The organism is Streptomyces sp. NBC_00322 (assembly GCF_036147535.1).
GTDB lineage: Bacteria > Actinomycetota > Actinomycetes > Streptomycetales > Streptomycetaceae > Streptomyces.
Window position 1 is genome coordinate 7542358 of the sequence record NZ_CP108019.1, and the last position, 19497, is coordinate 7561854.

At 70.7% G+C, this 19497-nt stretch carries 16 protein-coding genes and 2 pseudogenes; 6 read left to right on the top strand and 12 right to left on the bottom strand.

Annotated elements, in window-relative coordinates; translation table 11 throughout:
* Positions 1 to 15 precede the first annotated feature (15 nt).
* Positions 16 to 1592, bottom strand: a pseudogene (locus tag OG905_RS34465) (alkaline phosphatase D family protein).
* A gap of 94 nt (positions 1593 to 1686) precedes the next feature.
* Positions 1687 to 3135 (bottom strand): MocR-like pyridoxine biosynthesis transcription factor PdxR, encoded by a 1449-nt coding sequence (gene pdxR, locus OG905_RS34470; protein WP_328680516.1) that lies wholly within the window; start codon positions 3133 to 3135, stop codon positions 1687 to 1689.
* A gap of 286 nt (positions 3136 to 3421) precedes the next feature.
* On the opposite strand from pdxR, the pseudogene OG905_RS34475 reads away from it, so the two are divergent.
* Positions 3422 to 4021: pseudogene (locus OG905_RS34475) on the top strand (EamA family transporter); the annotation flags it as partial.
* A 36-nt stretch (positions 4022 to 4057) separates the two neighbouring features.
* On the opposite strand, the gene OG905_RS34480 reads toward OG905_RS34475, so the two are convergent.
* Positions 4058 to 4888 (bottom strand): alpha/beta fold hydrolase, encoded by an 831-nt coding sequence (locus OG905_RS34480; protein WP_328680518.1) that lies wholly within the window; start codon positions 4886 to 4888, stop codon positions 4058 to 4060.
* Positions 4889 to 5061: 173 nt separating this feature from the next.
* Here OG905_RS34480 and OG905_RS34485 point away from each other — a divergent pair, with 173 nt between their 5' ends.
* Both OG905_RS34485 and OG905_RS34490 read left to right on the top strand, forming a co-directional pair.
* A complete protein-coding gene (locus OG905_RS34485; protein WP_328680519.1) occupies positions 5062 to 5946 on the top strand; it encodes an RNA polymerase sigma-70 factor in 885 nt (294 codons plus the stop codon).
* A 248-nt stretch (positions 5947 to 6194) separates the two neighbouring features.
* Positions 6195 to 6959, top strand: coding sequence for a GntR family transcriptional regulator (locus tag OG905_RS34490; protein WP_328680520.1), 765 nt, complete (start codon positions 6195 to 6197; stop codon positions 6957 to 6959).
* A 55-nt stretch (positions 6960 to 7014) separates the two neighbouring features.
* Here the strand turns inward: OG905_RS34490 and OG905_RS34495 are convergent, their stop codons facing one another.
* Positions 7015 to 8172: an ROK family transcriptional regulator gene (locus OG905_RS34495; RefSeq protein WP_328680521.1), complete on the bottom strand. Its 1158-nt coding sequence runs from the start codon at positions 8170 to 8172 to the stop codon at positions 7015 to 7017.
* A 154-nt stretch (positions 8173 to 8326) separates the two neighbouring features.
* Here OG905_RS34495 and OG905_RS34500 point away from each other — a divergent pair, with 154 nt between their 5' ends.
* Positions 8327 to 8746: a hypothetical protein gene (locus OG905_RS34500; protein WP_328680522.1), complete on the top strand. Its 420-nt coding sequence runs from the start codon at positions 8327 to 8329 to the stop codon at positions 8744 to 8746.
* Here OG905_RS34500 and mug read toward each other — a convergent pair.
* Genes mug through OG905_RS34515 form a run of 3 tightly spaced genes read right to left on the bottom strand, consistent with a single transcriptional unit; the run spans position 8743 to position 11605 of the window.
* Positions 8743 to 9336, bottom strand: a complete 594-nt coding sequence (gene mug, locus OG905_RS34505) for a G/U mismatch-specific DNA glycosylase (protein WP_328682757.1) — start codon at positions 9334 to 9336, stop codon at positions 8743 to 8745. The two genes, OG905_RS34500 and mug, sit on opposite strands and share 4 nt — an antisense overlap.
* Complete coding sequence (purB, locus tag OG905_RS34510) at positions 9333 to 10766, bottom strand: adenylosuccinate lyase (protein ID WP_328680523.1); 1434 nt, start codon at positions 10764 to 10766, stop codon at positions 9333 to 9335. Before purB ends, mug begins: the two co-directional genes overlap by 4 nt.
* 59 nt (positions 10767 to 10825) lie before the next feature.
* Complete coding sequence (locus OG905_RS34515) at positions 10826 to 11605, bottom strand: SGNH/GDSL hydrolase family protein (protein ID WP_328680525.1); 780 nt, start codon at positions 11603 to 11605, stop codon at positions 10826 to 10828.
* A gap of 59 nt (positions 11606 to 11664) precedes the next feature.
* Between OG905_RS34515 and OG905_RS34520 the strand changes: the two genes are divergently transcribed.
* Together OG905_RS34520 and OG905_RS34525 are read left to right on the top strand one after the other, a co-directional pair.
* Positions 11665 to 12669 (top strand): maleylpyruvate isomerase family mycothiol-dependent enzyme, encoded by a 1005-nt coding sequence (locus tag OG905_RS34520; RefSeq protein WP_328680527.1) that lies wholly within the window; start codon positions 11665 to 11667, stop codon positions 12667 to 12669.
* A gap of 115 nt (positions 12670 to 12784) precedes the next feature.
* Positions 12785 to 13054, top strand: coding sequence for a holin (locus OG905_RS34525; protein ID WP_328680528.1), 270 nt, complete (start codon positions 12785 to 12787; stop codon positions 13052 to 13054).
* Here OG905_RS34525 and OG905_RS34530 read toward each other — a convergent pair.
* The 5 genes from OG905_RS34530 to OG905_RS34550 form a co-directional block, all read right to left on the bottom strand.
* Entirely contained in the window at positions 13051 to 14064 is a 1014-nt protein-coding gene (locus tag OG905_RS34530) for a hemolysin family protein (RefSeq protein WP_328680530.1), read from the bottom strand. The genes OG905_RS34525 and OG905_RS34530 overlap by 4 nt on opposite strands.
* Positions 14061 to 15398 (bottom strand): hemolysin family protein, encoded by a 1338-nt coding sequence (locus tag OG905_RS34535; RefSeq protein ID WP_328680531.1) that lies wholly within the window; start codon positions 15396 to 15398, stop codon positions 14061 to 14063. The genes OG905_RS34530 and OG905_RS34535 overlap by 4 nt, the downstream gene beginning before the upstream one ends.
* A 167-nt stretch (positions 15399 to 15565) precedes the next feature.
* Positions 15566 to 15994, bottom strand: a complete 429-nt coding sequence (locus tag OG905_RS34540; RefSeq protein WP_328680532.1) for a GNAT family N-acetyltransferase — start codon at positions 15992 to 15994, stop codon at positions 15566 to 15568.
* Between the two features lie 110 nt (positions 15995 to 16104).
* Positions 16105 to 18669 (bottom strand): ABC transporter permease, encoded by a 2565-nt coding sequence (locus OG905_RS34545; protein ID WP_328680534.1) that lies wholly within the window; start codon positions 18667 to 18669, stop codon positions 16105 to 16107.
* A gap of 7 nt (positions 18670 to 18676) precedes the next feature.
* Entirely contained in the window at positions 18677 to 19459 is a 783-nt protein-coding gene (locus OG905_RS34550; protein WP_324989572.1) for an ABC transporter ATP-binding protein, read from the bottom strand.
* Positions 19460 to 19497 lie beyond the last annotated feature (38 nt).

The following is a 19497-nucleotide window of genomic DNA, read 5'->3' on the forward strand; positions in this document are numbered from 1 at the left end:
ACCGCAGAGCGCGTACTACTGCCCCACGCACCCGGGCTGGAGCACCTTGCTGAACAGAACCGTCCCGCCCTCAGCCCGCAGCCGCACCGTCAGCTCGCCGCTGCCGCCGTCGATGTCGACCTCCCCGAAGTACTGCGGGGACTCCATCGGCGAGACATTCGCGCGCTCCGGCGCCCGCACGAAGACACGCTCCGGCCCGAAGGTGCCGTCGAGCGCGTTGGCCGGGAAGCCGCCAGCCGCCAGCGGACCCGAGACGAACTCCCAGAACGGCGCGAAGTCCTTGAAGGCCGCCCGCTCGGGCGCGTAGTGCTGCGCCGACGTGTAGTGGACATCAGCCGTGAGCCAGAGCGTGCCCGTGATCCGGCAGTGCTTGATGAAACGAAGCAGCTCGGCGATCTGCAGCTCACGGCCGAGAGGCACGCCGGGATCGCCCTGAGCCACGGCCTCGAAGTTCGTCGCGCCGTCCTGCACGACCAGACCGAGCGGCATGTCGGCGGCGATCACCTTCCACACCGCACGCGAGCGCGACAACTCACGCTTCAGCCAGGCGAGCTGCTCGGCGCCGAGGATGCCCTGGGTGTCGTCGGCCTGCCGGCCGGGGGAGTTGGCGTTGCGGTACGAACGCATGTCGAGGACGAAGACGTCGAGCAGCGGGCCGTAGCGCACCACCCGGTGGACACGGCCGTCGCGGCCCTGCGAGGGGAGCGTGGAGATCGGGAAGTACTCACTGAAGGCCCGCATCGAGCGCTCGGCGAGCACATCCACGTTCTTTTCTGTGTAGCGCACATCGTCCAGGATCTGGCCCGGGTACCAGTTGTTGCGTACCTCGTGGTCGTCCCACTGCACGACGGTGGGGACCTGCGCGTTGAAGCGCCGGACGTTCTCGTCGAGCAGGTTGTAGCGGAAGTTGCCGCGGAAGTCGGCCAGCGTCTGCGCCACCTTGGACTTCTCCTCGGTGGTGATGTTGCGCCAGATCCGTCCGTCCGGCAGGGTCACGCTCGGCTGGATCACACCGTCCGCGTAGACCGTGTCGCCGCTGCACAGGAAGAAGTCCGGGTCCAGGCGCCGCATTTCCTCGTACGCGCGGTAGCCGCCGATGTCAGGGTTGATGCCCCAGCCCTGGCCCGCTATGTCGCCCGACCACAGAAACGCACACCCTCCCGGCGCTTCGAGGGAGCCGTACGGAAGGTCCCGTACACCGGCTCGCCCGTGCGCCGCGGGTCGTCAGGGTCGGCCAGTGTCACCCGGTAGTGCACCTGCTCGCCCGCGGGCAGGCCGCGCAGCGACGTCGTACCGGTGAAGTCAGTGCCCGGCCCGAGCAGGGGGCCGTGCCGGCGGTGCGTGTGCCGGAAGGAGTCCGTGGCCGAGGTCTCGACGATCATCCGGGCGGGCCGGTCCGAGCGGACCCACACCAGGCCGGACGAGGAGGTGACGTCGCCGGTCTGCACACCCCACGCGGCGCCGGGGCGGCCGGAGAGCGCCAGTGCGGGCGCGGCTGCGAGCGTGGGCAGTGCAAGCGCCGCCGACGCGGCGACCGTGCCGCGCAGTACGGAACGGCGGTCGGGGGACGAACTCCGCGGGCTGTGCGACATCGCTGGGCCTCCTGGGGCAGGTCGGGCGAGTGTGCCGAGCCATGCCTAACGCCCGGCCACGGCCAGGGCGCGAACCCCAAGTGAACAACGTGCCCTACGACACTGCGGCTTCGGCCATCAGGCGCACCCCGCGCACGATGTCGGACGGCGCCAGTTGCGCGTAGCCGATCACCAGACGTACGCCCCTGTCCTCGGCGCTCGCCACCCGGTAGTCGGCCAGCGGGCGCACCGCGACGCCGGCCGCGGCCGCGCGCTGGACAAACCGGGGCCCGGGGCCGTAGCGCTCCGGGAGCGTCGCGATGATGTGCAGCCCGGCCGCGATGCCGCTGACCTCCGAGCCCACAAAGTGCTCCGCGAGCGCCGCGACAAGGGTGTCCCGCCGCTCCCGGTAGGCGCGCTGACAACGGCGCAACTGCCGGTCGTAGCCGCCGCGGTCGACGAAGTCCGCGAGGAGCGCCTGGTCGAGGGCGGGGTTGCCGAGATCCATCGTGCGTTTGCGCTCGACCACCTCGTCCACCAGGCGGCCGGGCACCACCAGCCAGCCGAGCCGAAGCCCCGGCGCCAGTGACTTGCTGACCGAGCCCGTGTAGGCGACGCGGTCGGGGTCGAGCCCCTGCAGAGCTCCGACAGGTGCGCGGTCGTAGCGGAAGTCGCCGTCGTAGTCGTCCTCGACGATCAGGCCGTCCACCGACCGTGCCCAGTCGAGGAGTTCGGTGCGACGCCTCGCGGAGTAGGCGATTCCGGTCGGGAACTGGTGGGCCGGAGTGGTCACCACGGCGCGGACACCGGACCGCTCCAGCGGCCCGGTGGCGAGCCCTTCACCGTCCAGCGGCAGCGCCGTCGTGCTCAGCCCGGCCGCCGCGAACAGCGACCCGTGGTCGGGACTGCCCGGGTCCTCGACACCCACCGTCCGCAGGCCGTGCCCGTGCAGGACAAATCCGAGCAGCGTCATGGCCTGCGCGACGCCCGAACACACCACCAGAGACTCCGGGTCGGCCACGACGCCGCGCCGCCGGGTGAGCAACGAGGCCAGTGCGGTCCGCAGTTCAGGAAGCCCGCGCGGATCGGGATAGCCCAGCGCCCGGTGCGGCAGCCGCGCGAGCACGGACTTGTGCGCGGCGGCCCACGCGGCGCGCGGGAAGAGCGAGAGATCCGGCGTCCCGGGACGGAAGTCCACCAGCGCGCCGGGAGCACGTGGCGCCAGGTCGCGCGCCCCGCGCACAGCCGGGCGGGTCGCGTCGCCGACCCAGGTGCCCGCGCCCCGGTCGCTGCGCAGATAGCCCTCTGCGGTCAGCTGCTCGTACGCCTCGGTGACCAGGCCACGGGAGACCCCCAGATCCGCGGCGAGCTCGCGGCTCGACGGCAGCCGTGTGCCCGCCGCGAGCCTTCCGGACCGCACGGCGTCGCGCAGCGCCGACTGCAGGGCCCGCCCGCGCTGCCGTGCGGGGGCGGCCGCCGCGGGCAGCAGCAGTTCCCAGGCGGTGTTCCAGGCCTCACCGCGTGACGATCCGCCCGCGGCCGAAGTGGTCCCCGATGACGTCATGGAAGTGGACCTTAACCGGGACCGCCTCGATCCATAGCGTCGCCACATGAACGCGAATACCCTGCGCGGGGCGCTGCTCGTCAGCTTCGCCTACGTCCTCGTCGGCGCCTCCTTCACCGCCAACAGCGTCCTCGGCGACTATCCGTACGCGGGTGGTCAGGCGCTGCGCTACGCCCTGGCCTGTCTGCTCCTGCTGCCGCTGCTCGGCGGCCGGGCCGCGCTCGCACCGTTGCGGGCCCTCGGCCGGTCGCAGTGGGTACGCCTCTGCGTGCTCGCCGCCGTCGGCATGGTCGGATTCAATCTGGCGATCCTGGCCGCGGAACGCACCTCGGAGCCTGCTGTTCCGGGCGTGTTCGTCGGCTGCGCGCCCGTCATCGTCGCCGTGCTCGTACCGCTCCTGGACGGCCGACGGCCCGCCCGGCCCGTTCTGTACGGAGCGCTGCTGGTGGCGGCCGGAGCCTTCACCGTCCAGGGGTGGGGCCGTACCGACCTGATCGGCATCGTGTGGTCGGTGGGGGCGCTGGCGGGTGAGGTCGGCTTCGCCGTACTGGCCACTCCGGTGCTGCGCCCGCTCGGCCCCAAACTGCTCACCGCCACGGTCTGCGGCATCGCCGCCGTCGAATCCACGATCATCGGCCTCGTCCTCGACGGCGCGGCTTTTGTGCGCGCGCCGGGGCAGGCGGAGACGCTCGCACTGCTGTGGCAGGCGGCCGTCGTCACGGTCGTCGGATTCGTCACCTGGTACATGGGTGTTCAGCGCATCGGCGCCGAGCGCGCCACGCTGTTCTCCGGACTGATCCCCGTCGCCGCCGCCCTGACCGCGCCGCTCGTCGGGACGGGCTCGTTCGGCGCGCCCCAGGCGGTGGGCGGTGTGCTGGCCGGGGTGGGCGCGGCACTCGGCTCCGGGGTGTTCAACAAGCGGTCAGCGGCTGCCGTCCAGGATCACGCGGGCGACCAGCGCGGGATCGTCGTTCATGGGGACATGGCCGCAGCCGGGCAGTCGCACCAGCCGGGCATCGGGGATGACGTGCTTGGCCCGGATGCCCTGGCGGCGCAGCAGCAGCCGGTCCCGCATGCCCCAGCCGATGGTGACCGGCACATCGGGCACATCGTCGGTGAACAGGACGTCCCGGCCGGCGGCGAGCGTCTGGTGGAAACCGGTGGCCTCGCGCAGGGCGAGGGTCTCCGCGACCGCCGCCTCAGGTGATCGCCGTCCGGGCCGGGCGTAGATGCTGCTGATCAGCGCCGCCCGCCCGGCGGTCGACCGGGACAGCCCCTCGATCATCGGCAGCGGCATCGCCTGGGCCGCGCGTCGCATGGTTTGCAGCATCCCGAAGGCGTACTGGCGCTCGCCCGGCGACCAGAAGCCGGCGGGCGACAGGGCCGTGACCGACCGGACGAGCTTCTCCCGGCCCAACTCCAGGGCGAGCAGTCCTCCCAGGGAGTTCCCCGCGACATTGGGGCGTTCGATCGCCAGCGACTCGCACAGCGCGCCGAGGACCGAGCCGACGCTGGTCAGGTCGTACGAAACACCGTCGGGCAGCGCGGAGGACGTGCCGAAGCCGGGCAGGTCGATGGCGATGACATCGCGCTCCGCCGCCAGGATCCCCATGACCGGCTCCCAGGCCTGCCAGTGGTGCCCGATTCCATGGAGGAGCAGCAGCGGCTCGCCCCTGCCCGCGCGCTCGTAGGTGACGGACAGCGCCTGGCTGCCGCGGGCGGACTCGATGGAGAACGCGATCTTCTCGGCCATGCTTGCTGCTCCCTGGTGTCGCCCGCGTGAAGACGTTTTAGACGGCTTGTCAGTAACAATTACCGCTCGGTAGCTTCCAGTTCAAGGGGGCGAGCCTACGCGGCCGCACGCTGTGTCGCGCACCGCACCCCGACCGGCTGGACAGGCACAGCGCGGTCGGTTGGGATAGAGGTGTGGCAACCGACACCGTGACAGACGTCTTCGAAGAGCACCGGCCCGTCCTGACCGGCGTGGCCTACCGGATGCTCGGCCGGGTGGCCGACGCCGAGGACGTGGTGCAGGAGGCCTGGCTGCGCTGGTCGGCCGCGGACCGCAGCGAGGTCCGCGAGCCGCGCGGCTACCTCGTACGGATCACCACCCGCCTCGCCATCGACCGGCTGCGCCAGGCCCAGTCGCGGCGCGAGGCGTATGTCGGCCCCTGGCTGCCCGAACCGCTCGCCACCGACTTCGGGTACACCGTCCCCGACACCGCCGAGCAGACCGTACTCGCCGAATCCGTCAGCCTCGCCGTCCTGGTCGTGCTGGAGGCGCTGTCGCCGCTGGAGCGCGCGGTGTTCGTGCTGCGCGAGGCTTTCGGATTCCCGTACGCGGAGATCGCAACCACCCTCGACCGGTCCGAGGCAGCCGTTCGGCAGCTCGCGGGCCGGGCCCGCCGCCACGTCGAGGAGCGCAAGCCCCGCTATGACGTCGACCCCACCGAACGCCGCGACCTCACCGAGCGCTTCCTGGCCGCCGCCTCCGGCGGTGACCTGGAGTCGCTGCTGAGCCTGCTGGCACCGGACGTGCGCCTGGTGGGCGACAGCGGCGGCAAGGCCAAGGCGCCGCTGCGGGTCATGGAGAGCGCCGACAAGGTCGGACGCTTCCTGTTCGCCGTGGTGAAGCAGCCGATCCCGGAGATGGACCTCCGCTTCATCGAGCTCAATGGTGCGCCCGCGCTCCTCGTGCTCTCCGCGGGAAATCCGGACACCGTCTTCCAGGTGGAGGTGTTGGACGGTCGGATCCAGTGCGTCTACATCATCCGCAACCCCGACAAGCTCACCTCGCTGACCCCGGAGTAGAGCGTCCTTTCGCACGTCAGACCCCGTGTCCAGATCCGGCCACGGGGTCTGTTGCTGCGGGTGTGTCACGCGGTACGAACGTCCTGTGAACGCTCTGCGAATCCGGCTGGTTCCGCTGCGTAACGGCCGCAGGATTGGTCTTGACCAAGTAGTTGTACCGTCCTATGGTCGCAGAGTTAGTGCAGGAACCTTTAATAAACAAGGGCGCGGAATAGCCGCCGCTGGAACGGCGATTGCGGAGGATCAGGGTGGGGACCACGCAGCTCGAATCGGTGCCGGAACCTAAGTACTGGCACCTCAAGACCGTGATCGGCGAAGCACTCGACTCCGACTTCTCGGTGGGGGAGATCCTGCCCAACGAGCGAGATCTCGCCGCTCGCTTCGGAGTCGCCCGCGCCACACTCCGTCAGGCGCTCGAACAGCTGGAGCTGGAAGGCCGGTTGCAGCGCCGTCGCGGAGTCGGCACCACCGTCGCGCCGCCTCGCATGGGCGTCGACGTCTCCACCACCGAGCAGGCCTGGCCGGGCACCGGGCAGGACGCCTGGCAGTCCGTCGACTGCCAGACGGTCGTCCCGCCGGCCGCGGTCGCGCGACTGCTGGAGACCGAGACCGACGAACAGACGCACTCCGTCCGCAGACTGCGCGTCTCCCACGGTCAGTCGGTCGCCGCCGAGCTCCTGTACATCCCGGCCTCCGCCGTGCCCGAACTGTCGGCGATCGACGCTCCGTCCGGCCCCGCGCGGGCCCGCGCCGTACTGCGTGAGCTCCAGCGCCTCGAGTTCGAGGGGCAGGACCGCGCGGTGGAGCTGGGCTCGGCCCGCGCCGACGATGCCAAGGAGCTCGACCGGTTGCCGGGCGCGCCCGTCCTGATCGTCACCACGCGCTACTTCTCCGAGGGCAGGACCGCCGCCGTCTCGGTGGCCACCTACCGCGCCGACACCTGCCGGCTGACCTTCGGGGACTCCGGCGATCTGGAGATCAGCCACGACGACCAGGAGCGCCGCGCCTCCTGAGTCTCGCCCTTCGCGCTACACAGGGCTCGTACGGCCCGTCGCACCGAACTCGCGGTCAGCGGCGGGCCGTCACTGTTCCCTCGATGGCGAACAACTGCTCCTCGACATGGTCGAGCGCCAGACGCAGCGCACCGGTCGCCACGGCCGCCTCGCCGAGCAGCGACAGAGCCACCCGCGGCGGGCGCAGACAGTACCGGGACAGCTCGTCGCGCAGCGGATCGAGTACGCCGTCGAGTCCCGCGGCCCAGCCGCCGATGACCACCAGCTCCGGGTCGAGCGCCAGCACCAGCGCCGCCACATCGTGAACCAGTCGCTGGATGAACCGCTCGACGGCCTCCTGCGCTCTCGGATCACCCTGCTTGGCGTGGGCGAAGACATCGGCGACCGCCTGCTCGTCCAGCGGATGCAGCGGCTCGTCGGTCGTCGACAGCAGCTTCTCGGGAGTCACTTCGCGGCCGAGCAGATGCAGCGCCCCGATCTCGCCCGCCGCGCCCCCGAAACCGCGGTGCAGCCGTCCGCCGATCAGCGACCCCGCACCCGGGCTGAGCCCGGCCAGTACGAAGACGATGTCGTCGGACTCGGTCGCCGCGCCCTTCCAATGCTCGGCCACCGCGGCGGCGTTGGCGTCGTTCTCGACCAGCACGGGGCAGCGGAACGACCTGCGCAGCCGCTCGCCGAGCGCCAGACCGGTCCAGCCGGGCAGCGCGGTCCCGAGTCGTACGGTTCCGTCTGCCTCCACGATGCCGGGGGAGCCGACCCCGACGGCCCGCAGGCTGCTGCGGGCGACGCCGGTCCTGCGCAGGACGTCGGCGACGACCTGCCGCACCCGCTCCAGACGCTCGTCCGCCGAGGCCGTCTCCGAGACCTCCCTGGATCCGGCGCCGATGATCCGCCCGTCCAGGCCGGAAAGCAGTGCGGCGATCCGGTGGGCCCCGATCTCGACACCCAGCAGATGACCGGCCTCGGCACGGAACCTGAACCGCCGGGCGGGGCGCCCCTGACGGCGGGTACCGCCCTCCTCGGGGATGCTCTCGACGACGAGCCCGCCCTCGATGAGCCCCTCGATCACGCCCTCGACGGTCGGCCGGGACAGACCGGTGATCCGGGTCAGGTCCGTGAGCGTGGGGGAGTCAGCGCCCCGCAGTGCATGGAGTACCACCGCGGAGTTGATCCGCCGCAGCAGCGACGGGTCTCCGCCGGTCAGCCGCCCCACCGTGTGTCCTCCCAGCTCGAGCGCGTGTGTGCCCGGATCGTACTCGCTGGCCGCGAAGGCGGCGAGCAATCCTGAGGCGCGTGGCGGTGGGCCCTGTGCCGCCGGGATGCCTGACGGACAGCCAAATGTCAGTGCGGGCCGGTTTACTGGGGGCATGACCACGGCACAGCACCTCGACACGATCGACTTGCTGCGCTCCCGGGAGTTCCCCGTGGAGCCCGGCCCGTCGGACGTCGGCTCGGAAGGCCCCGGATTTCACATCGCGGAGCTGAACGGGCAGTTCGGCGACGGAGCGGACGATGACGAGGGCGGGGACGCGGCGGCCGACCAGCGTGCGGAGGAGCACGGCGCCCTGCTGAACATCCTCGAACGACGCTGGGGCGAGCCCGACCTGTTCAGCCTTGCCAGTACGCGGCTGCGCGTCGAGAGGGACGAAGAGGTGCCCGACCCGTGGCGCAGGCTCAGCGTGCAGATGGAATGGCTGCATCTGTGGCGGATCGAGGACCGGTGGATAGCGGTCGGACTGTCCAGGTTCCAGCTGCTGGCCGTGGTCACCGAGATAGACCCGCTCTAGAAAGAGCCGTCCCCGAGCGAACCGGCTTGCGTCGAACCGTCCTGCTGGGAACCGTCCACTTCCGCGGCCCTTCGCAGCCGCCCGAATTCCTCGGCCATCGTCTGCGCTGTCCAGTGTGCGTTGAGCCCGCTCGGATTGGGCAGCGCCCAGATCCTCGTCTCGCCTATCGTGCGCTCCTGAGGCCCGATCCTGGCCTTCTTCTCGCCGAAGGCCGTGCGGTACGCGGTGACGCCGACGACCGCCAGCCATCGTGGACGCAGCCGCTCGACCTTGGCCGTCAGGAGCCGCCCGCCCTCGCGGAACTCCTCGTCGCTCAGTTCGTCGGCGCGAGCCGTCGCCCTGGCCACCACATTGGTGATGCCCAGTCGATGCCCGAGCAGTTCTTCCTGCTCGGCGGGCTTGAACTGCCGTGGTGTGAAGCCCGACAGATGCAGCACCGGCCAGAAGCGGTTGCCGGGCCGGGCGAAGTGATGGCCCGTTGCCGCGGTCATCAAGCCCGGGTTGATGCCGCAGAACAGTACGGAAAGCCCGCCCGCGACCACATCCGCAACGATGCGATCGCGGGCGGCATCCAGCTCCTCGGGGGTCAGAGGATCGACCCCGGGGTGTAACCGGCGGCCTCCGGGTGCTGCTTGGCGATTTCCTCGATCCGGGAGACCACGGCCGTCACCTGGTCGGCCGCCGCGCCCGTGAACGACAGCTTGTCGGCCATCAGAGCGTCCAACTGCGCCCGGTCCAGCGGAATTCGCTCGTCCGCCGCCAGCTTGTCGAGCAGCTCATTGCGCTCGGCGCCCTGCTCCCGCATCGCCAGCGCCGACGCGACAGCGTTCTCCTTGATGGCCTCGTGCGCGAGCTCACGGCCGACCCCGGCCCGTACGGCACCCATCAGCACCTTGGTGGTGGCGAGGAAGGGGAGGTAGCGGTCCAGCTCGCGGGCGACGACGGCGGGGAAGGCGCCGAACTCGTCGAGCACGGTCAGGAAGGTCTCCAGGAGACCGTCGAAGGCGAAGAACGCGTCCGGAAGCGCGACCCGGCGCACCACGGAGCAGGAGACATCGCCCTCGTTCCACTGGTCGCCCGCCAGCTCGCCGGTCATCGAGGCATAGCCGCGCAGGATGACCATCAGGCCGTTGACGCGCTCGCAGGAGCGGGTGTTCATCTTGTGCGGCATCGCGGAGGAGCCGACCTGGCCGGGCTTGAAGCCCTCGGTGACCAGCTCGTGACCGGCCATCAGCCGGATCGTCTTGGCGACAGAGGACGGCGCGGCGGCCAGCTGCACCAGCGCGGAGACCACGTCGTAGTCGAGCGAACGGGGGTAGACCTGACCGACCGAGGTGAAGGCGTGCGCGAAGCCCAGATGCCCGGCGATGCGCTGCTCGAGCTCGGCGAGCTTCGCGGCATCGCCGCCGAGGAGGTCGAGCATGTCCTGCGCGGTGCCCACCGGGCCCTTGATGCCGCGCAGCGGGTAGCGGCCCAGCAGATCTTCGAGGCGTCCGTACGCCACGAGCAGCTCGTCGGCCGCGGTCGCGAAGCGCTTGCCCAGGGTCGTGGCCTGCGCGGCGACATTGTGCGAGCGTCCGGCCATCACCAGCTCGGCGTACTCGCCGGAGAGCTTGCCGAGCCGGGCGAGAACCGCGACCGTGCGGTCCCGCATCAGCTCCAGCGAGAGCCGGATCTGCAGCTGCTCGACGTTCTCGGTCAGATCACGGGACGTCATGCCCTTGTGGACCTGCTCGTGGCCCGCCAGCGCGTTGAACTCCTCGATGCGCGCCTTCACATCGTGGCGGGTGACCTTCTCGCGCTCGGCGATCGATGCCAGGTCGACCTGGTCGAGCACCCGCTCGTAGTCGGCGACGGCGGCCTCGGGCACCTCGATGCCGAGGTCCTTCTGGGCGCGCAGCACCGCGAGCCAGAGCTGACGCTCCAGCTTCACCTTCTGCTCGGGGGACCACAGGACGGCCAGCTCCGCGGAGGCGTAGCGGCCGGCCAGGACATTGGGGATGCGGGGCTTGGCTGTCACGTGTACGGATTCTACTGGCGGTTTGCGCAGGCCAGCGCCCCGGTCCGGTTTGTGGCTTACTACGAACGCGGATTCTCGTACGGCAGCAGCTCGGGCCGCTTCGCCGGAAGGCCGTCGCCCGATGATCGCCCCGTCAGCCGTCGCCCGACCCACGGACCCAGATACTGGCGTGCGAACCGCAGGTCGCCGACCCGCCGCACCGCCCAGCCCGGCCGCACCGCGGCCGGAAGCAGCGCTCGCCAGTCCTCCTCCGCGTCGTGCCCGAGGGTCTGCCAGACCGCCTCGGCGACGCGCCGGTGCCCCTCGGCCGTCAGATGCAGCCGGTCCACGTCCCACATCCGCTGGTCGCCGAGCACTTCGGAGCCGTACAGGTCCACCACCAGGGCGCCGTGCCGGGCGGCCAGTTCGTCGACGTAACCGAACAGCTCCTCCATGCGGGGGCGGAAGCGTTCCATCACCGGACCGTTGCGGCCGGGGCTGCGCATCAGGACCAGCTGACGGCAGGACGGCGTCAGCTTCTCCACGGCCTCCTCCAGGAGCCCGCGCACCCTGCCCATGTCGCACTTGGGCCGCAGGGTGTCATTGAGCCCGCCCACCAGCGTGACCACATCGGCCTGCATGGCGGCCGCCACGTCCACCTGCTCGTCGACGATCTGGCCGATGAGCTTTCCGCGGACGGCGAGATTCGCGTAGCGGAATCCCGGAGTGCGCGCGGCCATTCGGCCCGCGAGCAGATCTGCCCAGCCGCGGTAGGAGCCGTCCGGCAGAAGGTCGGACATGCCTTCGGTAAAGGAATCGCCGACCGCGACAAAACTAGTGTAATTAGCATTCATCTCCATGGCGGAGTGATCGTACCGCGCGGTAAGGTCCGTCGGTTCCGTACCGGGAGGGGAGCTCTGTGAGTGACGCGCTACTGAACGCGCTGGCCGAGGCGCTGGCCGATCTGGTGACCACGATCGACACCTGTGACGACGATGTCCTGGACCCCGACATCGCGGTGAAATGGCTGGAGAACACCGGCTATCTGCTCGGGCGCCTCTCGCCCAGGGACCGCCGGGCTCTCTCCGCGCTGATCCGCCGGGCGGCCGCCCGTGAGCCCGACGGAGCCTGGCGCGACGATCTGCTGCGGATCCCCGAGAGTTTCGGTCTCGACGACGACGAGCACGAGCTGTACTGCGACTCGGTCGAGCATCTGGAGCGCCGGTTCGTCGAGACCGTACGGGACGTGGACCCTGCCACGCCCGTTCCCACCTGCCCCGGCTGGACCTTCGCCGATCTCGTCAAGCACCACGGCGCCACGCATCGATGGATGGAACATCTCGTGCGGACCCGGGCCGCCGAGCGCGTCTGGTCGCGGGACGTCCCCCTCGAACTCCCCGACGATCCCAGGGCGTATCCGCAGTGGCTCGCCCGCAGCGCCGAAGCCACGCTCAGGACGCTGCGCGCCGTCGACCCGGATACGCCGATGTGGTCCCACGGAGCCGATCAGCGGGTGCGTTTCTTCCCGCGGCGCCTGCTCTTCGAGGCCGTCGTCCATCTCGCCGACGCCGAACTCGCGCTGGGCGTGGAACCGCGTATCGCAGCGGGCACGGCCGCCGACGGCATCGAGGAGTTCCTGGAGAACCTCCCGTACTACTCGTGGATCGCCGAGCCGGTCGCCGCCCTCGCGAGAGGCTCGGTCCGGCTGACGGCCACGGACACCGGTGCCGCCTGGACGATCGGCTTCGGGGACGGCGGCTACTCCTGGACGAAGAGCGCCGAGGAAGCCGCCGCCGGAGTCGAGGCGACGGCGGGCGATCTGCTGCTGCTCGTGTACGGACGCCACCGTACGGACGACGCCCGCTTCGCCATCGGCGGCGACCGTGCCGCTCTCGACGCCTGGCTGGCGGCGACGGCGCTGTAGGCAACCGCGCTGTAGGCATACGGGCGCTCCCGGCTTACCGGCGCTCCAGGGCTACGGCGCTCCAGTTCTGCCGCCGGGTCTGTCGGTACGGCGCGTTCCGCAGTATGTCCAGAGCATGTTCACCGCAGATTTCTGGAAAGCCACCGCGGAGCGCGCCGTGCGCACCTTCGCCCAGTCCCTGGTCGCCGTCCTGACAGCCGGCGCGACGAACCTCTTCGACGTCGACTGGCAGGCCGCACTCGCCACCGCCGGTCTGGCCACCTTCCTCGCCGTACTCACCGCGATCGGCGCGGCCAAAGCCGGACGGCCCGGCCCGGGTCTCACCGAGACCACGGAACGGGCCGCCATCGCGCCAACCCCGGCACCCGCAACCGGGACGAGCTAGCGGGGCCTGCCCACCAGCTCCCGCAACACGTCCTCCATCGTCACAAGGCCCTCCGGTGTGCCGTCCTCGTCCAGCACGGCCGCCAGATGTGTACGGCTGCGCCGCATCGCGGTCAGTACGTCGTCGAGCGGCGTCGCCGCCCGCACCCGGGCGATCGGGCGCAGGGCGGTGACGGGGAACGGCACATCGCGCGGAGCCGCGTCCAGCGCGTCCTTCACATGGAGATAGCCGAGGATCCCGCTGCCCGAGTCCACCACCGGGAAGCGGGAGAACCCGGACTCGGCCGACAGCATCTCCAGCTGCTCGGGCGTCGTCCCGGCCTGCGCGTACACCACCCTCTCGACCGGCATCACGACATCGCGCACCGGTCGGCGCCCCAGCTCCAGGGCGTCGCGCAGGCGCTCGGCCGAGCGGTCGTCGAGCAGACCGGCGTCACCCGCGTCCCGCACCAGCCGCGCCAGCTCGTCGTCCGAGTAGGTCGCGGCCACCTCGTCCCTGGTCTCCACCCGCAGCAGTTTCAGCAGCCCGTTGGCGAGGGCGTTGACCATGAAGATCACCGGCCGCAGCGCCCGCGCCAGCGTGACCAGCGGCGGGCCGAGCAGCAGCGCACTGCGCGCGGGGTCGGCCAGCGCGATGTTCTTCGGCACCATCTCGCCGAGCAGCATGTGCAGATACGTCGCGAGCGACAGCGCGATCACGAACGAGATCGGGTGGATCAGGCCGTGCGCGACACCCAACGCGTCGAACACCGGCTCGAGCAGATGCGCGATGGCGGGCTCGGCGACGATGCCGAGCACCAGAGTGCACAGCGTGATGCCGAGTTGAGCGGCGGCAAGCAGTGCCGAGACGTGCTCCAAGCCCCACAGGACGCTGCGCGCACTGCGGTTCCCGGCTTCCGCCGCCGGCTCGATCTGACTGCGGCGTACGGAGATCATGGCGAACTCCGCGCCGACGAAGAAGGCGTTGACCACCAGGGTCAGCAGGCCGATGAGGAGCTGGACCGCGATCATCGTCCGGCCTCCTCGGTGTCGTCGTCCGAGGGGAGCGGTGCGTGCATCAGCACCCGGGCCGCCCGCCGACCGGACGCGTCCACCACATCGAGCCGCCAGTCCGCCAGCTCGATCCGGTCGCCTTCGGCGGGGATGCGCCCCAGGGCGGTGGCGATGAGGCCGGCGAGCGTCTCGTAGGGGCCGTCGGGCACCCGCAGTCCGACCCGCTCCAGCTGGTCGGTCCGCGCCGCACCGTCCGCCGACCAGAGCGAGCGCCCGTCGGCGTCCTCGCCCGCCGGGGCCAGGTCCGGAGTCTCGTGCGGATCGTGCTCGTCGCGCACCTCGCCGACGACCTCCTCCACGATGTCCTCCAGCGTCACCACGCCGGCCGTACCGCCGTACTCGTCGATGACGACGGCCATGGTGTTCTTGCCGGACAGCCGGTCGAGCAGCCGGTCCACGGTCAGCGTCTCGGGTACGAGCAGGGGCTCGCGCAGCAGCTCGGAGACGCGGTGGCGGGGACGGCGCGCGGCGGGGACGGCGAGGACGTCCTTGATGTGGGCGATGCCGACGACGGAGTCCAGGCTGCCCTGGTAGACGGGGAAGCGGGACAGGCCGGTCGCGCGCGTGGCGTTGGCGACGTCCTCGGCGGTGGCCTGTACGTCGAGGGCGGTGACCTGGACCCGCGGGGTCATCACGTTCTCCGCGGTGAGCTCGGCCAGCTTGAGCGTGCGGACGAACAGCTCGGCGGTGTCCGCCTCCAGCGCGCCCTCCTTGGCGGAGTGGCGGGCGAGGGCGACCAGTTCCTGGGGGCTGCGGGCGGAGGCCAGCTCCTCGGTCGGCTCCAGGCCGAGCCGGCGCAGGATGCGATTGGCCGTGTTGTTGAGATGGCTGATGAAGGGCTTGAAGGCGGCGGTGAAGACCCGCTGCGGCGGCGCCACCACCTTCGCCACGGCCAGCGGCGAGGAGATCGCCCAGTTCTTGGGGACCAGCTCGCCGACGACCATCAGCACGATCGTCGACAGCCCGGTACCGATGACCAGGGCGGTCGACGAGGCCGCCGAGGGGGAGAGCCCGAGCGCCTCCATCGGGCCGCGGATCAGCTTCGCGATCGAGGGTTCGGACAGCATGCCGACGACCAGATTGGTGACGGTGATGCCGAGCTGGGCGCCGGAGAGCTGGAAGGTGAGGCTGCGTACGGCCTTGAGGGCGCTCGCCGCCCCGCGCTCACCGCGCTCGACGGCCGCTTCGAGGTCCCCGCGCTCGACGGTGGTGAGGGAGAACTCCGCCGCGACGAAGCCGCCACAGGCGAGCGAGAGCAGCACCGCCACGACGAGCAGGAGCACTTCGGTCATCGGGTCACCTCCGTCCCATGATCGGGTAGGGGCAGGAGGATTGCTCGATGTCGGCTACTGGGAGGCTCGCCCATGGGCGGACGCTCACACCTTTCGTACGGGGGAGTGACTGGTCCACCTATGGTAAAGGACGGGCAAAGGGCTGGGTGCCGCGGCGAATGGAGCCACTACGCAGCGGGAAAGGGCTTCACCCAGCGGCGCCAGTGGTCCTCGCGGTGGTACCCGGCCGAGGCCCACGCACGCTGGGCCCGCTCGTTGGCCTCCAGCACCATGGCGTCGCCGCGCCTGCCGCCGACGGCCAGGAAGCGTCGCTCGGCCGCATCGAGCAGCGCCGTCGAGACCCCCTGCCTGCGGTGCGAAGGACGCACGGCGAGGCGGTAGAGCGAGCACCGCCACCCGTCGTAGCCCGCGATCACCGAGCCCACCAGCAGCCCGCCGGACTCGGCCAGGATCAGCGCTTCCGGGTCGCGCTCGATCAGGCGGGTCACCCCCTCCACGTCGTCCGTGATGCTCGTACCCTCGGCCGCTTCCTTCCAGAAGGCGAGGACGTTCTCCGCCTCGTCCGCCGTGGCGGGGCGTATGTGCACGTCGATCATGGCCCGCAGCCAAACACGGTCAGGTGTGGGCCCGCCACCGACTTCCCACGTTGCGAAGGGCTGCTACGCAAAGGCGACGGCCCGGCCATGAACTCGCCTCCCGCGGACGGCTATTCGTGTGCGATGGCGGCCAGCACGTTCATCCGCGAGGCGCGCAGCGCCGGGAGCACCGCCGCCGCCAGCCCCACGATCACCGAGCCCACGACCACCGCGATGACCGTGCCCCACGGCACCGCGAAGGCTTTCAGCCCCTCCAGCGCCAGCACCTGCTGCACCGCCACACCCCAGACCATGCCCAGCGCCAGCCCCAGCAGTGCCCCGAAGACCGCGATCACGACGGACTCAAGCCGGATCATGCGCCGCAGTTGGATCCGCGAGAGACCGATGGCACGCAGCAGTCCGATTTCCCGGGTCCGCTCGACGACCGACAGGGCAAGGGTGTTGACCACGCCGAGCACTGCGATGACGATCGCGAGCCCCAGCAGCGCGTACACGAGATAGAGCATCACGGCGATCTGCTGGCGGATCAGCTCCTTGTAGTCGGCCTGGTCGCGTACCTGCACCTGCGGATACCGGTCGAGAGTCGTCTCCAGCGCCTTGCGCAGGTCCTTGACGTCGCTGCCGCTCGCGGCGTTGACGTACAGCACGGCCTCCTGCCCGCCCGGCAGATACTTCTCGACGGTGCTCAGCCCCATGAACAGGCCGCCCTGCATCCCGGGCCCGCCGCTCTGGTCCATGTTCGTCAGTGCCCCGACCGTGAGCCGGGCCTTCTGCCCGCCGGCGAACTCGGCCGGCAGGACCGAGCCGATGCGCACCTTGTGGTCCTCGGCGAAACCGCGGTCCATCGCGATGCTGCCCGGCGCCAGCGCGGCCGCCGTGTTCCCGCTCGCGTAGGTGATGTGTGCGGCCTGGTCCAGCTGCGGGTCGTAGCCCGAAGCCGTCGACTCCACCCGCTTGCCGTCGGGCATGTTGAGCGCGAGGGGCGCGAAGCGCTGCCGCACGACGGTGCCCGCGCTGTCGACGTCCTTCACCTTCTCGGTGATCTCCTGCGGGAACGGCATGAAGTTGGCGTTCTGGATAACGAAGTCCGCGCCCAGCGTCTTGTCGATCTGGTTGTCGAAGGACTTGGTCATCGAGGCGCTGGCGATCGAGAGACCGCCGACCAGTGCCAGGCCCACCATGAGGGCGGCCGCGGTGGCGCCCGTACGCCGCGGATTGCGCAGCGCGTTGCGCTGGCTCATCCGGCCGACCGAGCCGAACAGCTTGGGGAAGGACCCGCCGAGCACGCGGATCACCGGGCGCACCAGCAGCGGTCCCGCCACCACTGTCGCGATCAGCGTCAGCACCACTCCGAGTCCCAGCAGCGAGGCCGCCGACGAGGTCTTCTCGCTCACCGCGCATCCGGCCAGCGCGGCCGCACCGGCCGCGCCGACGACGGCCCCGGCGATCGCCCGGATCCTCAACGGCCGTCCCACTCCTGCCACTTCCGCATCCGAGAGCGCGGCCATGGGGGACACCCGGGCTGCCCGCCTGGCCGGCAGATACGCGGCCACGAAGGTGACGCCGAGCCCGACCACATACGCCGATACCGGAGTCGCCACCCCCACCACCATCTCGGCGGCGCTGAGATTCATCCCGAGCAGCCCCATCAGCTCGATCAGCCCGGCCGCGAGCCCGATACCGGCGGCCAGTCCCAGCGTGGAGCCGACCAGACCCAGCAGCAGCGCCTCGGCGAGGACGGAATTGCGCACCTGGCGGCGGTCGGCGCCGAGCGCCCGCAACAGCCCCAGCTCGCGGGTGCGCTGGGCGATCAGCATCGAGAAGGTGTTGACGATCAGGAAGACGCCGACGAGGACGGCGACGCCCGCGAAGCCGAGCATCACGTACTTGATGACATCGAGGAACGGGCCCAGTTGAGCGGCGGCCGACTCGGCCTGCTCGTCGGCCGTCTTCAGTTCGTACGTACCACCCAGCTCGGCGGCGATCCGCTGCTTGAGGCTCGCATCGCTCACCCCGTCGGCCGCGTCGACCGACACCGAGGTGGCGACACCGGTCCGGCCGAGCAGCTTGGTCTGGGCGGTCGGACCGTCCAGGAAGACGAGCGCGGCACCGGGGTTGGTGGTGGTGAAGGTCGCGATCCCGACGATCCGGACCTTGAAGGATCCGGGCTGCGCGAGAACGGTGAGCGAGTCCCCGATGCCCAGGTTCTTCTTGTCGGCGGTGTCCTTGTCGAGCAGCGCCTCGCCCGGCCCCTTCGGCTCGTGACCGCTGGTCAGCTTCACCGGGCTGCGATCGGAGACCCGCCAGACGGTGGCGATGGTGGGTGCGCCGGTCGTGGGCCCGACGGCCTCGTTCTTGTCGTCGACGACCGTGATGTTCTGTACGGCGGCCTCGACATGGGTGGCTTTGACGCCGTTGACCGAGGCGACGCGGTCCGCGAGCGAGGCGGGCACCGTCCGTACGACTCCGGTCGGCACGCTCTCGCTGATGCCCTCCTTCGGCGAGATCGTGACATCCGCCGCCGTGGAGGCGAAGAGCCGGTCGAAGGTGCGCGAGACGGTGTCCGAGAAGATCAGACTGCCGCTGACGAAGGCCACGGACAGGAGTACGGCGAGCGCCGAGAGCAGCAGTCGGCCCTTGTGTGCGAAGAAGCTCCGCAGCGTTGCCTTGAGCACAGTGTCCTCAGCTCTTGCGCAGGGCGTCGAAGCGCTTCATGCGTTCCAGTACCGCCTCTGCTGTCGGGTCCGGCATGACGTCGACGATCCTTCCGTCCGCGAGGAACAGCACCAGGTCCGAGTGGGCGGCGGCGCCCGGGTCGTGCGTCACCATCACCACCGTCTGCTCCAGCCGGTCGACGGCCTCGCGCAGGAACGCGAGTACCTCCGCCCCGGCGCGCGAGTCGAGATTTCCGGTCGGCTCGTCCGCGAAGATCAGCTCGGGTCGGGAAGCCAGCGCGCGGGCACAGGCCACGCGCTGCTGCTGTCCGCCGGACAGCTCCGACGGCCGGTGCTTCAGGCGGTCGCGCAGCCCGAGCGTGTCGATGACCTGCTCCACCCACTCGCGGTCGGGTTTGCGTCCGGCGATGTCCATCGGGAGCGTGATGTTCTCGGCGGCGGTCAGGGTGGGCAGCAGGTTGAACGCCTGGAACATGAAGCCGATCCGGTCCCGCCGGAGCCGGGTCAGCTCGCGTTCCTTGAGTCCGGTGATCTCCGTGTCGCCGAGCCAGACCTGCCCGGCGGAGACCGTGTCGAGACCGGCGAGGCAGTGCATCAGTGTGGACTTGCCCGAGCCGGAGGGCCCCATGACCGCGGTGAACCGCCCGCGCGCGATGTCGACATCGACGGCGTCCAGGGCGCGTACGGTCGTCTCGCCGGTGCCGTACGCCTTGGTCAGAGCCCGCGCCCGGGCCGCGAGCGGCACATCCGCGGCTTGCTCGTAGGTGGGTGCAGTGGCAGGTGTGGACAAGGCCGCCTCCCGGGTCGTGGCCGCTCCGGCTCCCGTAC